This window comes from Plastoroseomonas arctica, assembly GCF_018128965.1.
GTDB lineage: Bacteria > Pseudomonadota > Alphaproteobacteria > Acetobacterales > Acetobacteraceae > Plastoroseomonas > Plastoroseomonas arctica.
This window is the reverse complement of the sequence record NZ_JAAEDH010000002.1, coordinates 274,228-287,824: the sequence shown is the minus strand read 5'-3', so window position 1 is coordinate 287,824 and position 13,597 is coordinate 274,228. Positions and strand designations below refer to the sequence as shown.

17 protein-coding genes are annotated in these 13,597 nt (G+C 70.9%); 9 read left to right on the top strand and 8 right to left on the bottom strand.

The genetic code is table 11. The annotated features are described in order from the left end of the window. Positions 1 to 21: 21 nt before the first annotated feature. Together hslU and hslV are read right to left on the bottom strand one after the other, a co-directional pair. Entirely contained in the window at positions 22 to 1,347 is a 1,326-nt protein-coding gene (hslU, locus tag GXW79_RS03610; protein WP_211872947.1) for an ATP-dependent protease ATPase subunit HslU, read from the bottom strand. Further along, positions 1,344 to 1,925, bottom strand: coding sequence for an ATP-dependent protease subunit HslV (gene hslV / locus GXW79_RS03605; protein ID WP_211872945.1), 582 nt, complete (start codon positions 1,923 to 1,925; stop codon positions 1,344 to 1,346). The genes hslU and hslV overlap by 4 nt, the downstream gene beginning before the upstream one ends. A gap of 112 nt (positions 1,926 to 2,037) precedes the next feature. On the opposite strand from hslV, the gene GXW79_RS03600 reads away from it, so the two are divergent. The 9 genes from GXW79_RS03600 (at position 2,038) to GXW79_RS03560 (ending at position 8,047) form a co-directional block, all read left to right on the top strand. Beyond that, on the top strand, positions 2,038 to 2,244 hold the full coding sequence (locus GXW79_RS03600; RefSeq protein WP_211872943.1) for a hypothetical protein: 207 nt from the start codon (positions 2,038 to 2,040) through the stop codon (positions 2,242 to 2,244). A gap of 66 nt (positions 2,245 to 2,310) precedes the next feature. Then, positions 2,311 to 2,922 (top strand): imidazoleglycerol-phosphate dehydratase HisB, encoded by a 612-nt coding sequence (gene hisB, locus GXW79_RS03595; protein ID WP_211872941.1) that lies wholly within the window; start codon positions 2,311 to 2,313, stop codon positions 2,920 to 2,922. Continuing rightward, positions 2,919 to 3,311 carry a DUF2628 domain-containing protein gene (locus GXW79_RS03590; protein ID WP_211872939.1) on the top strand — a complete coding sequence of 131 codons (393 nt, stop codon included), beginning with the start codon at positions 2,919 to 2,921 and terminating at the stop codon, positions 3,309 to 3,311. The genes hisB and GXW79_RS03590 overlap by 4 nt, the downstream gene beginning before the upstream one ends. Further along, on the top strand, positions 3,311 to 3,964 hold the full coding sequence (gene hisH, locus GXW79_RS03585) for an imidazole glycerol phosphate synthase subunit HisH (RefSeq protein WP_211873071.1): 654 nt from the start codon (positions 3,311 to 3,313) through the stop codon (positions 3,962 to 3,964). Before GXW79_RS03590 ends, hisH begins: the two co-directional genes overlap by 1 nt. Next, on the top strand, positions 3,964 to 4,527 hold the full coding sequence (locus tag GXW79_RS03580) for a GNAT family N-acetyltransferase (protein WP_211872938.1): 564 nt from the start codon (positions 3,964 to 3,966) through the stop codon (positions 4,525 to 4,527). The genes hisH and GXW79_RS03580 overlap by 1 nt, the downstream gene beginning before the upstream one ends. Next, complete coding sequence (gene hisA, locus GXW79_RS03575; RefSeq protein WP_211872936.1) at positions 4,524 to 5,249, top strand: 1-(5-phosphoribosyl)-5-[(5-phosphoribosylamino)methylideneamino]imidazole-4-carboxamide isomerase; 726 nt, start codon at positions 4,524 to 4,526, stop codon at positions 5,247 to 5,249. Before GXW79_RS03580 ends, hisA begins: the two co-directional genes overlap by 4 nt. Positions 5,250 to 5,422: 173 nt before the next feature. Then, positions 5,423 to 6,202 carry an imidazole glycerol phosphate synthase subunit HisF gene (gene hisF / locus GXW79_RS03570; RefSeq protein ID WP_211872934.1) on the top strand — a complete coding sequence of 260 codons (780 nt, stop codon included), beginning with the start codon at positions 5,423 to 5,425 and terminating at the stop codon, positions 6,200 to 6,202. Continuing rightward, complete coding sequence (locus tag GXW79_RS03565; RefSeq protein WP_211872932.1) at positions 6,202 to 6,720, top strand: phosphoribosyl-ATP diphosphatase; 519 nt, start codon at positions 6,202 to 6,204, stop codon at positions 6,718 to 6,720. Before hisF ends, GXW79_RS03565 begins: the two co-directional genes overlap by 1 nt. 67 nt (positions 6,721 to 6,787) lie before the next feature. After that, positions 6,788 to 8,047, top strand: a complete 1,260-nt coding sequence (locus GXW79_RS03560) for an RsmB/NOP family class I SAM-dependent RNA methyltransferase (protein ID WP_211872931.1) — start codon at positions 6,788 to 6,790, stop codon at positions 8,045 to 8,047. Between the two features lie 15 nt (positions 8,048 to 8,062). Here GXW79_RS03560 and GXW79_RS03555 read toward each other — a convergent pair whose 3' ends face one another. The 6 genes from GXW79_RS03555 to GXW79_RS03530 form a co-directional block, all read right to left on the bottom strand. Beyond that, entirely contained in the window at positions 8,063 to 8,296 is a 234-nt protein-coding gene (locus tag GXW79_RS03555; RefSeq protein ID WP_211872930.1) for a hypothetical protein, read from the bottom strand. Between the two features lie 119 nt (positions 8,297 to 8,415). Further along, positions 8,416 to 10,221 (bottom strand): hypothetical protein, encoded by a 1,806-nt coding sequence (locus GXW79_RS03550; protein WP_211872928.1) that lies wholly within the window; start codon positions 10,219 to 10,221, stop codon positions 8,416 to 8,418. Between the two features lie 110 nt (positions 10,222 to 10,331). Next, positions 10,332 to 11,108 carry an ABC transporter permease gene (locus GXW79_RS03545; RefSeq protein WP_211872927.1) on the bottom strand — a complete coding sequence of 259 codons (777 nt, stop codon included), beginning with the start codon at positions 11,106 to 11,108 and terminating at the stop codon, positions 10,332 to 10,334. Further along, positions 11,105 to 12,064 carry an ABC transporter substrate-binding protein gene (locus tag GXW79_RS03540; RefSeq protein ID WP_211872925.1) on the bottom strand — a complete coding sequence of 320 codons (960 nt, stop codon included), beginning with the start codon at positions 12,062 to 12,064 and terminating at the stop codon, positions 11,105 to 11,107. Before GXW79_RS03540 ends, GXW79_RS03545 begins: the two co-directional genes overlap by 4 nt. Positions 12,065 to 12,076: 12 nt before the next feature. Continuing rightward, on the bottom strand, positions 12,077 to 12,841 hold the full coding sequence (locus GXW79_RS03535) for an ABC transporter permease (RefSeq protein WP_211872923.1): 765 nt from the start codon (positions 12,839 to 12,841) through the stop codon (positions 12,077 to 12,079). Next, positions 12,834 to 13,592 carry an ABC transporter ATP-binding protein gene (locus tag GXW79_RS03530; RefSeq protein ID WP_211872921.1) on the bottom strand — a complete coding sequence of 253 codons (759 nt, stop codon included), beginning with the start codon at positions 13,590 to 13,592 and terminating at the stop codon, positions 12,834 to 12,836. The genes GXW79_RS03535 and GXW79_RS03530 overlap by 8 nt, the downstream gene beginning before the upstream one ends. Positions 13,593 to 13,597 lie beyond the last annotated feature (5 nt).

The following is a 13,597-nucleotide window of genomic DNA, read 5'->3' as shown; positions in this document are numbered from 1 at the left end:
ACACGGATGACCCCGCCGCCGCTACAGGATATAGCGGCTGAGGTCGGCGCTGGCCGCGAGCGGTCCAACCTTGGCGCGCACCATCGCGCCATCCACCGCCACCGCTTCGCCGCGCCGGTCCGACGCCGTGAAGGAGATTTCCTCCAGCAGCCGTTCCAGCACGGTGGAGAGCCGCCGGGCGCCGATATTCTCGACGCTGGCGTTGATGTCTGCGGCGAGCTCGGCAATGGCGTCCACGGCGTCGGCCGCCATCTCGAGTGTGACACCCTCGGTGCCCAGCAAGGCCACGTATTGCTTGATCAGGCTGTGCTCCGGCTCAGTCAGGATGCGCTTGAAGTCATCGCGGGTGAGCGCGGCCAGCTCCACGCGGATCGGCAAGCGCCCCTGCAATTCCGGCAGCAGGTCCGAGGGCTTGGCCAGGTGGAAGGCGCCCGAGGCGATGAACAGCACATGGTCGGTCTTCACCGGCCCATGCTTGGTCGTCACCGTGGTGCCCTCGATCAGCGGCAGCAGATCACGCTGGACGCCCTCGCGGGAGACATCGCCGCCGCGGAAGCCGCCCTCGGTGGTGCGCGCGCAGACCTTGTCGATCTCGTCGATGAAGACGATGCCGTTGGCCTCCGCATGTGCGACGGCATCGCGGGTGAGCGCGTCATTGTCGAGCAGCTTGTCGGCTTCCTCGCGCGTGAGCGCCACCCGGGCATCGGCCACGTTCATCTTGCGCGTCTTGCTGCGGCCGCCGAACATCTTGCCCAGCATGTCCTGCATGTTCTGCATCTGCATGCCCTGGGCGCCCGGGAGGTCCATCATGCCGATCGGCATGCCGCCGCCGGTCTCGGCCACGGCCACCTCGACCTCGCGATCCTCGATCTGGCCTTCGCGCAGCATCTTGCGGAATTTCTGGCGCGTCTCGCCGGCGGCACCCTCACCCACCAGCGCGGAGAGCAGCCGCTCCTCGGCGGCCAGATCCGCCTTGGCCTGCACGCCGATGCGGGCCTGTTCGCGCAGGAGGGTGATCGAGACCTCGACCAGGTCGCGCACGATCGAATCCACGTCGCGGCCGACATAGCCGACCTCGGTGAACTTGGTCGCCTCGACCTTGAGGAAGGGGGCGTTGGCGAGACGCGCGAGGCGTCGGGCGATCTCGGTCTTGCCGCACCCGGTCGGCCCGATCATCAGGATGTTCTTGGGCGTGACTTCCTCGCGCAGGCCGGGGGCCAGCTGCTGGCGGCGCCAGCGGTTGCGCAGCGCGATGGCCACCGCGCGCTTCGCGTCCTGCTGCCCCACGATGTGGCGGTCCAGCTCGGAGACGATCTCTCGCGGGGAGAGGTTGGAGGATTCGCTCACAGGGTCGGCTCCTTCCCGACCACGCTTTCGAGCGTTTCGAGGATCATGTTGCCATTGGTGTAGACGCAGATATCGGCCGCGATCGCCATCGACCGGCGGCAGATCTCGGACGCATCGATGCCCTCGACCGGCAGCAGCGCGCGCGCCGCAGACAGGGCATAGTTGCCGCCCGAGCCGATGCCGATCACGGCATCCTCGGGCTCCAATACATCGCCCTGGCCGGTGATCAGCAGCGACCGGGACCGGTCGGCCACCGCGAGCAGGGCTTCAAGGCGGCGCAGGTAGCGGTCCGTGCGCCAATCCTTGGCAAGTTCCACGGCCGCGCGTTCCAGCTGGTCGGGGAAGCGTTCGAGCTTGGCCTCCAGCCGCTCCAGCAGCGTGAAGGCGTCTGCCGTCGCACCGGCGAAGCCCGCGAGGACGCGGCCCTGGGCGATGCGGCGGATCTTTCTGGCGTTGCCCTTGACCACGGTCTGGCCAAGGGAAACCTGGCCGTCACCGGCCATCGCCACCTGGTTGCCCTTGCGGACGCACAGGATGGTCGTGCCGTGCCAGCCGATCAAATCATTGCTGTTCATCATGGGCAGCCAAATGGCGATGCGCCCCGGCCTGAACAACGGTCCGGCCCCCATTCGACATTGCACCTGTCATGCAGTCGACGCATCCTTGCGCGACCGAACGGAGCTCCGCCCTGTGACCGAGATGCAAACGCCGCTGACCTGGACCCGCATCATCATCATCATGGCGATCGCGGCCGTTGTGACCGGGGTGGGCGTCGGCGCTCTCGGCACCCTGATCGGCCTGCCGCCATGGCTGCCGGGCGCGGCGCTGGCGAGCGTGCTCGGCGTCTCGGCCGCATTCCTGATCCAGCGCCGCAACGCCCAGCGGAACCTCCGCTAGCCGGGGCTGCCCCGACGCTCGACGGCGCGGTTGCCCCGCCCCTCGCCCACGCGTAGAGAAGCGCCCATGGACGCCGCCCCCTCGCCGCGCCGGGCCGAGATCGCCCGCAGCACCTCCGAGACCCACATCCGGGCGCGGATCGCGCTGGATGGCAGCGGGGCCGCGACCATCGCCACCGGCATCGGCTTCCTCGACCACATGCTCACCGCGCTGGCCCGGCACTCCATGATCGACATGGACATCGCCGCCGATGGCGACCTGCACATCGACGGCCACCACACCACCGAGGATGTGGGCATCGTGCTCGGCCAGGCGCTGCGCCAGGCGCTGGGCGACAAGCGCGGCATCCGCCGCTACGGCCACGCCGTGATCCCGATGGACGAGGCGCTGGTCGAAGTGGCACTCGACATCTCCGGCCGGCCTTTTCTCGCCTGGGACGTGACCTTCAAGCGCGACAAGGTCGGCACGCTCGACACCGAGCTGTTCGAAGAGTTTTTCCGCGCCTTCGCCTTCAACGCCGGCATCACCCTGCATATATTCCAGAAGGCCGGCAGCAACGCGCACCACGTCGCCGAGGGCTGCTTCAAGGCGCTGGCCAGGGCGCTGCGCATGGCGGTGGAGCCGGACCCCCGCGCCGGCGACGCCATCCCCTCGACCAAGGGGGTGCTGGAGGCATGAGCCTGCACGCCTACACCCTGCACACCGGCACCGACCGCACCCCGCCGCTGCTGCTGCGCGAAGGTTTTTCGTGGGGCGCCTTCGCCTTCGCGCCGCTCTGGGCGCTGCGCCACGGGCTGTGGATCGCCGCACTCGGCTATGTGGTGGTCGCGGCGGCGGTGATCGCCTTTGCGCCGGGCATTCCTGCGTTGCTGACGCTCACGGGCCTGCACATCCTGGCCGGGTTCGAAGGGCGCGACCTTCAACGGATGCGCCTCGCGCGGCAAGGGCGGGGCGAGAGCGCCGTGGTGCTCGCACCCGATGAGGATACCGCGCTGTGGCGCGCTCTGGGGAACAGCGACGCCGCGCGGTCTGCGGCGCTGCGCGACGTGCAGGGAGGGGCGGCATGATCAGGCTGGCGATTCTCGACACCGGCTCGGGCAACCTCGCCTCGGTGCAGCAGGCGGTGGAACAGGCGGCCGAGACGGCGGAGATCGCGGTCAAGGTGGCCGTGACGACATCGGTCGCCGATATCCGCGCGGCCGACCGCATCATCCTGCCGGGACAGGGCGCCTTCGCCGCGGTGAAGAAGGGGCTGGACGCGCTGGACGGCATGCAGGATGCGCTGGAGGAACGCGTGCGCGCCCAGGGCGTGCCCTTCTTCGGCATTTGCGTGGGCATGCAGATCCTGTTCGAGCGCGGCCTCGAACACGGCGTGTCCTTCGGCCTGGGCTGGTTCGGCGGCCAGATCGCGCCGATGGACCCGAAGGATTCCGACGGGAAGCCGCTGCCGCTGCCGCAGATGGGCTGGAACGCGCTGGATTTCGAGGAAGGCTACCACCCGGTGCTGGACGGCATCGAGAAGGGCAGCCACGTCTATTTCGTCCACTCCTACGCCGCCCGCGACCATGACGAGGATTTCGTCATCGCGACCACGGATTACGGCGGGCCCATCGTCGCCATGGTGGCGCGCGCGAACATCGTCGCCGCGCAATTCCATGTCGAGAAAAGTGGGGATGTCGGTCTCGCCATGCTCGGCAATTTCCTCCGCTGGGAACCCTGATGGCGCATGAGCTCGATGTCGCCCGCGCGGAGCGCCTGAGCCCCGGAGAACTGGCGGAGCTGTGCGAGGCGACCGACGCCGCGATCATTGAGGGCGGCGGCTTCGGCTGGCTCGAACCGCAGGGCCGCGCCACCTTGGAACGCCATTTCGGCGGCACGCTGCTGGTCCCCGAGCGCGAGCTGTTCGTCGCGCGCATGGACGGCCATATCGTGGGCTCCGCGCAGCTCGTGCGGCCGACGCGCAACAATGAAGCGCAGGCTTTCGCGGCCACCCTGACTCACGCCTATATCGCGCCCTATGCGCGTGGCGTGGGCCTCGCGCGGCTGATGGTCGCCCGCGTGGAGGAACGCGCCGCGGCACTGGGCCACCGGGTGCTCAACCTCGATGTGCGTGAGACGCAGACGACCGCCATCGCGCTGTTCGAGGCGATGGGCTACCAGCGCTGGGGCACGCACCCTTTCTACGCGCGCGCCGATGGCCGCACGGTTGGCGGCCACTACTATACCAAGCTTCTCGAGCCCGGGCGCGGCCGCAAGACCGACAAGCTGATCGGCGTCGAGTGACCGCCTTCACGCTCTACCCCGCCATCGACCTGAAGGGTGGCCGCGTCGTGCGGCTGCGGCGCGGGGACATGAACGCGGCCACCGTGTTTTCGGAAGATCCCGGCGCGCAGGCCGCCGCCTTCATGGCGCAGGGCTTTGCCTGGCTGCATGTGGTCGATCTGGACGGCGCCTTCGCCGGCAAGCCGGCCAATGTGGCGGCCGTGCGCGCCATCCTCGCGGCCACCAGTGTGCCGGTGCAGCTCGGCGGCGGGATCCGCGACATGGCGACGGCCGCGGCCTGGATCGAGGCCGGCGTCGCGCGGATCATCCTGGGGTCCGCCGCCGTCAAGGACCCTGACTTCGCGCGCGCGGCCTGCGCGGCATTCCCGGGCCGCGTCGCACTCGGCATCGATGCGCGGGGCGGCATGGTCGCGACCGAGGGCTGGGCCGAGACCTCCGACATCACGGCCGAGGACCTCGCACTGCGCTTCGCCGATGCTGGCGCGGCGGCGGTGATCTACACCGACATCGACCGCGACGGCATGCTGGGCGGGGCCAATGTCGCGGCGACGGCGGCCCTCGCGCGCGCGGTGCCGATCCCGGTGATCGCCTCGGGCGGCGTCGCGGGGATCGAGGATGTGGTCGCGCTGATCGGCGCGGGCGGCATCGCCGGCACCATCATCGGGCGCGCGCTCTATGATGGGCGGATCGACCCGGCAGCGGCGCTCGCGCTGGCGGGCTGAGCGCGGGCGCGCTGCGTCGTCGCCGGCACCGCGATCACTTGTCATCAGAACATCATGCGTGCGGCCGTGCGGCGCGCGCGCAATAAGCGCTTGACCGGCGCGCGCATTGGACGCATCGCCATCGAGACGCTGCGGCATTCCGCGCGACTCAACCTATTGTAAAGTTGTCTGCGATGCTGGCGTTGCGTGTGATCCCCTGTCTGGATGTGAAGGAAGGCCGCGTCGTCAAGGGCGTGAACTTCCTCGCGCTGCGCGACGCCGGGGACCCTGTGGAACAGGCGCGGCTCTACGATTCCGAAGGTGCCGACGAGATCACCTTCCTCGACATCGGCGCGACGGCGGAGAACCGCGACACCATGTTCGACGTCGTCGCGCGCACCGCGCGGCAGGTCTTCATCCCGCTCACCGTCGGCGGTGGCGTCCGCAGCGTCGAGGATGTGCGTCGCCTGCTGCTCGCGGGGGCGGACAAGGTGAGCATCAATTCCGCCGCCATCGCGGAACCCGAGCTGATCCGCCGCGCGGCCGAGGCGTTCGGCAGCCAAGCCATCGTTGTCGCGATCGACGCGAAGCAGGTCGCCCCGGGACGGTGGGAGATATTCACCCATGGCGGCCGCCGCGAGACGGGCATCGATGCGGTGGCCTGGGCGGCGCAGGCGGCAGCCCTCGGCGCTGGCGAATTGCTGGTCACCAGCATGGACCGCGACGGCACCGGCCAGGGCTTCGACACCGTACTGCTTCGCGCGATCCGCGCCGCGGCGCGGCTGCCGATCGTGGCCTCCGGCGGTGTCGGCAAGGTCGCGGATTTCGTCGCCGGCGCGGAGGCGGGTGCCACAGGCCTGCTCGCGGCGAGCGTGTTCCATTTCGGTCAGTTCCGGATTGCCGACGCGAAGGCGGCGCTCGCCGCCGCGGGCCTGCCGGTGCGTCCGCTGCCCCATCGCGTGAGGAGTGCCTGATGGCGAAAGCTGCAAAGAACAAGACGCCGACCAAGGCGGCAAAGGTGCGCCTGCCGTTGCCGGCCGGCATCGCCGCCACGAAGAAATCCAAGTTGCCTAAGCCGGTGCGCGCCGTGGATGCGCGGGTACTGTCCCCGCTCACGGCGAATGGCACCGGCGGCGATGCGCTGATCCTGGATCGGCTGTGGCAGGTGGTCGAGCAACGCCGCGGCGCCGGCGACGCCGCACGCTCGCACTCCGCGCGGCTGATGGCGCGTGGCACCGCCAAGGTGGCGCAGAAGCTGGGCGAGGAAGCGGTGGAGTGCGTGATCGAGGCGGCGCTGGGCAATCGCGAGGCGACGGTGCTGGAATCCGCCGACCTGCTGTACCACCTCATCGTCGTCTGGGTGGATGCCGGCATCCACCCCGAGGAGGTCTGGTCCGAGCTGGTCCGCCGCCAGGGCGTCAGCGGCCTGGCCGAAAAGGCGGCGCGCCCGCGCGGCGTGATCCGCGCCGCCGGGACCCGGAAACTGCCCTGAGGCCGATAAAATCAGGCAAGGAGGTTTGGGGGAATGACTTCCCCCGGGCTTCGCCTACAACCCCTCGATGACTCGTCCCCCGAACGCTTCCGGCCTCCCCACCCGCCGCGCCGCCCTCGCCCTGCTTGAATCCGTCCTCGAGCGTCACCGCCCGTTGGAGGAAGCGCTCGAAAGCCTGCCGCCCTCGCTCGAGGCGCGCGACCGCGCCGCCGCGCACCGCATCGCCGCGGCCGTGCTGCGCCGCATGGGCTCGCTCGATGCCGTGCTGGAGCCTTTCCTCAGCCGCAACCCGCCGGGTGTCGTGCGCGCCGCGCTGCGCATGGGCGCGGCCGAGCTGCTGCTGCTCGGCACGCCCCCGCATGCGGCGGTCGCCAGCACGGTCGGCGCGGTGCCGCGCCCCTTCGCGGGGCTGGTGAACGCGGTCCTGCGCAAGGTCGCCGCCGAGGGCCTGGCCGCACTCGAACTGCTCGATGGTGCGCGGCTGGACACGCCGCCCTGGCTCTGGAGCGCCTGGCACGCCGCCTATGGCGCCGAGGGTGCCCGCGGGATCGCGGAGGCCCATGAATTGCCGGCGCCGCTCGACCTGTCGCATCGCGAGGGCGCCGCGCCGCCCGAAGGCGCGGTGCTGCTGCCGACCGGCACCTGGCGCCTGCCGGCAGGCACGCGCATCACGGAATTGCCTGGCTTCGATGAAGGGCTGCTCTGGGCGCAGGATGCCGCCGCGGCGCTGCCCGCCCTGCTGCTCGATCCGAAACCCGGCGAGCGCATCGCCGATCTCTGCGCCGCACCGGGCGGCAAGACCGCGCAGCTCGCCGCCGCCGGGGCCGAGGTGGTCGCCGTCGAGCGCGATCCACGGCGTGCGGCGCGGCTGCGCGAGAACATGGCGCGGCTGAAGCTCGCCGCGACGATCGTGGAGTCAGATGCCACGACATGGCGCCCGGACGGGACCTTCGACGCCGTGCTGCTGGACGCGCCGTGCTCCGCGACCGGCACCATCCGCCGGCACCCGGACGTCGCGCATCTGAAGCGGCCGAAGGATGTGGCGAGTGCGGCGGAGCTACAGGCGAAACTGATCGTCGCGGCGACGGCGCTGCTGCGGCCGGGCGGCCGGCTGGTCTTCGCGACGTGCTCGCTGCAGATGGAGGAGGGCGAGGCCCAGGCCGCCAAGGTGAAGGGCCTGTCGCTGGCACCCTTTGACCGGCAAGGCGTGGTGGCGGAGATGGGCGCGATCACGCCCCAGGGGATGCTCCGGACCCGGCCGGACATGCTGGCCGGGTTCGGTGGCATGGACGGGTTTTTCGCCGCCCGGTTCGTCCGGGGCGACTAGCGCCCCGTACGCGGATCAACGATTGAAGCGGCGGTGATGATGGCGGCGGCGACGGCGGCGCGAATCGGACTGGTCATTGGCGACGACGAGCTGATCGGTGACCGGCGCGCCGAACTGCAGGGCCGGGCTCGGCGCGGCGAAGCCGGCGAGAACGGTCTGCTGGTCGAGCGTGGTCGCCGAGGCGGGCGCGGCGCCGGAGATGGCGACGAGGCCGAGCAGCCCCACCGTCGCGGAAAGAAGCATACGCATGCTGGAAAATCCCCCTGTGACGGTGATGCGAAGACCGATCGACCGTGACGTGCATCATGCCCGAAACGGGCGGCGCGCGAAATGGGTGACGCATGAATACTTGTCCATGCTGCGCTGCACTAATCCAATGATAGCAACAGGAAATCCTGCGTAACCTCCTGCGAGGTCGTAACTTCGGTCCAGCCCTCCGGACGAGCACCCGCGAGAAGGCGGGAGCGGAACGAATCTTCCGCGAATGGACCGCCGAGGTGGGGGGCGGCCCGGCACAGCAGCAGCAGCCGCACCGAGCGCCGCGCCAGGATCGCGAGCGCCTCGGAATCCTCGGTCGCCGCCAGCACCGCGCTTGTGTCGAGCAGCGCGGCGCCGCCGCGATGATAGGGTGCGGCGGTCTGCCGATAGGGCGTGCGCCAGGCGAGCTCGGGCCCCAGATTGACGTTGTCGGCGAGCATCACCGCGCCCGGGGCGGCGGGCGGATGGGCGGCGAGGAAAGCGACCAGCGCCCCCGTCGGGCAATCTTGCGCTGCCCGCACCTCGGCCTCGGCAGGCGCCGCGAGCAGGCCCGCGAGGACAGGCAGGCCAAGCAGCAGTGCGGCGAAGAGCGCCACCGCCACCACGCGGGACGGCCCCATCAGCAATCGTCCCAGCAGCGGCAACAGCCCGGCCGCGCCGATCGCCGCCGGCGCCGCGAGGTCGAGCGAGAAGCGCCGCGCCATCAGGGTGGCGGCCAGCGCGGTGAGCAGCGAGAGCAGCACCATCAGTGCCGCCGTCCAGCGGCCATTGCGCGACCAGCCTTCGAATTCCAGGCCGAGCGCGAGGGCGAGCAAGGCCAGCGGCGCGGTGCCGGCCCAGATGACGCTGTCCGCCAGGCCGTCGAGCGTGCCGAAGCGCAGCGGCTGCATCTCGTCGACGCCGGGCAACAGCAGCGCGGCGGCACCGGCATCGGCGGCGCCGAGCGAGGCGCGCAGCAGCTCCGGCCATTGCCACACCAGCGCGGCGCCGGCCGCGGCGGCGAGGATGGCGCCGGCCGGCAGCCGCGCCCAGACCGGGAGCCGCCCAAGTGGCGCGGCGAGCAGGAAGGTCGCCGCCGCCGCCGCCGCCATCGCCAGGTGCTGGATCGAGACGCGATCCTGCTCGGCGAGCAGCCATTCGTCGAACGGGCGCTCCGTCCCGATGGCGAGCGCCAGCATCAGCCCGAGCCCCGCCGACGCGCGCAGTCCCTGCAGCGCGTGGCGATGCCCGTCCCAGGCGAGCAGCCAGGCGAGCCCGAGTCCCGCGAGCAGCGGCGCCACGGTGAGCAGCGCCTCCGGACTGATCCAGATGCCGAAGCCGCCGGCGAACCCCGCCAGCCAGGCCTGGGCGCCGCGCTCCGGGTTGATCGCCGCGCGCATGCCCGCGCCGAGCGTGACCAGCGCCGCCAGCAGGATCAGCGTGTGATGGTCCGCCGCCCCGGCCACGGAATAGGCGAGCGCGGCGCCGTTGCCGAGCAGCAGCACCGCGGCGAACCAGGCCGGCATGCCTGGCCAGAGCGCCTTCGCGGCCCAGACACCGGCCGCCAGTGCCAGCAGGTGCTGCGCCGGGCAGACCCAGGCGCCGGACCACAGGATGGCCTCGCGCGGTTCCACACCGAACGCCATGGCGATGCGCGCCGGTGCGAGGATCATCACGTCGAGCGGCCGCGTCCAGTGCAGCGACAATCCGTCGGGCGCGGAGAGCGTGCGAAGGATGCCGTCGTGCCATCCCGCGCCTTCGTGCAGCGCCAGCACGCGCAGGATCCGCGTCCAGGAATCCGGGTCGGCCAGTGATCCGTCGGCGAGGAAGCCGCCGGCCATGTGGGCGACGCGCCAATGCAGCAGCCCGGCCGCGAGGACCAGGATGAGCGGCAGGAGCGGCGACGGTCCGTCCTGCGAATCGATGCGTCGCGGCATGGCCGGACCGTGGCAGAAGCATGGTGTGCCCTCAAGCTGCGGGCGCGCGCTGCGCGTGCGTGCCTGCGCCGCACAACCGGCGCCGCGCCTTGCCGCTTATGGGCCGCTGGTCAGGCGTCGCTCTGCCGCCCCAGTGCGAACCACCAATGGATCATCCGCCGCTCGGCCAGCAGGAAGCCGCGGTTCAGCGCATAGCCGAGCATGCCGAGCAGCAGCACGGTGGCGTAGATCTCCTCCGCCCGCCCGGCGAACTGCATCATGACCAGGTAGTGGCCGACGCCCTGCTCGCCGGCGATCATCTCCGCCACCACGGCGACGACCAGCGCCAGCGCGAGTGCGATGCGGAATCCCGCGAGGATGTAGGGCAGGCTGGCCGGGAGCACGATGAACAGCGCCCGCCGCAGCGCGCCGATGCCGAAGGTGCGGCCCATGGCCAGCGCATCCGCCTCGACCGCGCGCACGCCCTGCACGGTGTTGGTCAGCACCGGGAAGAACACGGTGAGTGCGACGACCGTCACCTTCATGGTGTCGTCGAGGCCCAGGAACAGCACCAGCGGCGGGATCACCGCCGGCACCGGGATCGGCCGCAGGAGCTCGACGATGGGCGCGAAGAGCCGCGCGACGAAGGGCAGCAGCGCGAAGGCAAGGCCCAGCACCACGCCCGCCACGCCGCCCGCGAACAGCCCTGCCGCCATGCGCCAGAGCGTGCCGCCGACCAGTAGCGGGATCTCGCCGGTCATGACGTCGCGCGCGAGTGCGGCGACCACCGCGGTGAATGGCGGCCAGTTCGGGCTCGCGACCCAGCCTAACCGGGCCGAGACCTCCCACAGCAGCAGCAGGGCGAGGACGAGTGCGAAGCCGCTCGCGTTGCGCAGGCGGCTTGTCACACCGCCGCCGTCCTGTGGATCAGCGTCGCCGGCGCGGGATAGCGGCCGCCCAGGCCGAAGCGCGTCATCGTGGTGATGACCTCGGTGAGCTCGGCGGCACTCACGCCCTTGGGGTAGGTGGTGAAGGCGGCCTGGCGCAGCCGCTCGATCGGGACGCGGGAGAAGCCGGCGATCAGTTCCAGCAGCGCATTGTCGCCGCGCCGTTCATTCACCCAATCCGCCCCGCGATGCAGCGCACGCGCGAAGCGGTCGAACACCTCGGGGTTGCGGGCGAGGTCGTCGGCCATGGCGACGTATTGCGCGATGGTGGACCCCGGCGCGGTCTCGTTGATCGGCCAGCCGATGCGCTCCAGCCGGTCGCCATGGGTCTGCAGCGCCGCGGCGACGAAAGGCTCGGAGAAGACCGCGGCGTCGACCTGGCCGTTCGCGAGCGCGTCGGCCATCTGCGGGAAGGGCACCTCCACCGTGGTCACCCGGCGCCAGTCGCCGCCGGTCTTGTCCACCCAGGCGATGCCGCGCAGCCAGACGATGTTGTTGCGCGTGTTCGACGCCATGCGCTTGCCCTCGAGGTCGCGCCCCGAGGCGATGCCGGAGCCCTTGCGCGCGAGCACGGCCATCGAATCGGGCGGCACCGGGCCGGAGCCGGCGGCGCCGCTGATGAAGCGGAACTCCAGCCCCTCGCGGATGCCGAGCATGATGGAGACGCAGTTGGAGAACACCACGCGGAACTGCCCCGCGACCAGGCCCGGCAGGCCGGTGGCACCACCCGCCGTCGTCGAGGTGTCGATCTCGATCCCCTCGGCGGTGAAATACCCCTCGCGAATGGCGGCGTGCAGCGGGGCCACGTCGAGCACGGGAATGACGCTGACGCGCAGCCGCGTCGGCGCCTGAGCAAGCAGGGCGGGGGCGGCAAGTCCGGCGGTGGCGCCCAGTGCGATGCGGCGGGTGATGCTCACGAAAATCCTCCTCTACGGGCGGTTGGCGGGCTGCCAGTGCAGCGCGCGGCGTTCTGCGATGAGGAATAGCGTGTTCAGCGCCAGCCCGACCACCGCCAGAATGACCAGCCACGCATACATCAGCCGCACCTGGAAGCTGCGCTGCATGTCGAGGATGAGGAAGCCCAGGCCCCCCTGGCCGGACAGCATCTCCGACAGGACCGCGAGCACGAGCGCGAGGCCGAGCGCGACGCGCATGCCAGCCAGGATGAAGGGCAGCGCCGCGGGCAGCACCAGGTGCCGCAGCACATGCGCCGTGCCCCAGCCATGCGTGCGCGCACCGTCGAGGATCACCCGGTCCACCCCCCGCACGCCCTGCAGCGTGTTGATCAGTACGGGGAAGAACACCGCGAGCGCGACCGAGGTGATCTTCATCGCCTCGCCAATGCCCAGGAACAGCATCAGGGCGGGAACCAGCGCCGCCTTGGGGATGGGGCGCAGCAACTCCACCAAGGGTTCGAGCAGCCGGTAGGCCGCGGGCCACCAGCCCATCGCGACGCCCGCCGCGATGCCGAGCGCGCTGCCGATGGCGAACCCCGCGAAGACAAGGCGCAGCGTCGCGAACAAGGGTTCGACGAAGTCCCCGCTGGCGAGCAGGTCCCAAAGCGCATCACCGATCGCGCTGGGCGGCGGCATCAGCGCGCGGCGGATCATCCCGGCATTCACCGCCCATTCGAGCCCCGCGACCAGCAAAACCAGCAGCGCGATGCCCGGGAGCCAACGCAGGGCGCTACGCATCGGGGCGCGCGAGGAGCTTCTGCAGCAGCGTCTGGCGCAGCTCCAGGAATTGGGGCAGCGCGCGGGTGGTGATCGGGTCGCGCGGGCGCGGCAGGCCGACCTCGAAGATCTCGGAAATGCTCGACGGGCGATAGGTCAGCAGGGCGATCCGGTCGGCAAGGTAGATCGCCTCCTCCACGTCATGCGTGACCAGCATCACGGTGAGCTTGCGCCGGCTCCAGATGTCGAGGAACAGCGCGTGCAGGTCGAGCCGGGTGAGCGCATCGACCGCGCTGAACGGCTCGTCGAGCAGCAGGATGGCGGGTTCGGCGGCCAGGGCCCGGGCGATGGCGACGCGCTGCTGCATGCCGCCCGAGAGCTGCCAGGGAAAGTGGTCGCCGAAGCCCGAGAGGCCGACCTGGGCGAGCGTCTCCTCGGCGATGGCGCGGGCGCGGCGCTTGCCCAGCCGGTGCTCCGTGGCGAAGGCGACGTTGTCGCGCACGCTGCGCCAGGGCAGTAGGGAGCGGGTGTATTGCTGGAAGACATAGACCGCCTCGGGCGGCGGCGCGGTGATGGCCCGGCCGGCGATGCGGACGGTGCCCGCGCTCGGCGGCAGCAGCCCGGCGGCGATCTGGAGCAGGGTGGATTTGCCACAGCCCGAAGGCCCGAGCACCGCCATGAACTCGCCCTCGCGCACGGCGAGCGTCGCGTCGCGCATGACCGGGACGCCGGCGAAGGATTTGTTGATGGCATCCAGCGAGAGGAAGGACATCAGAA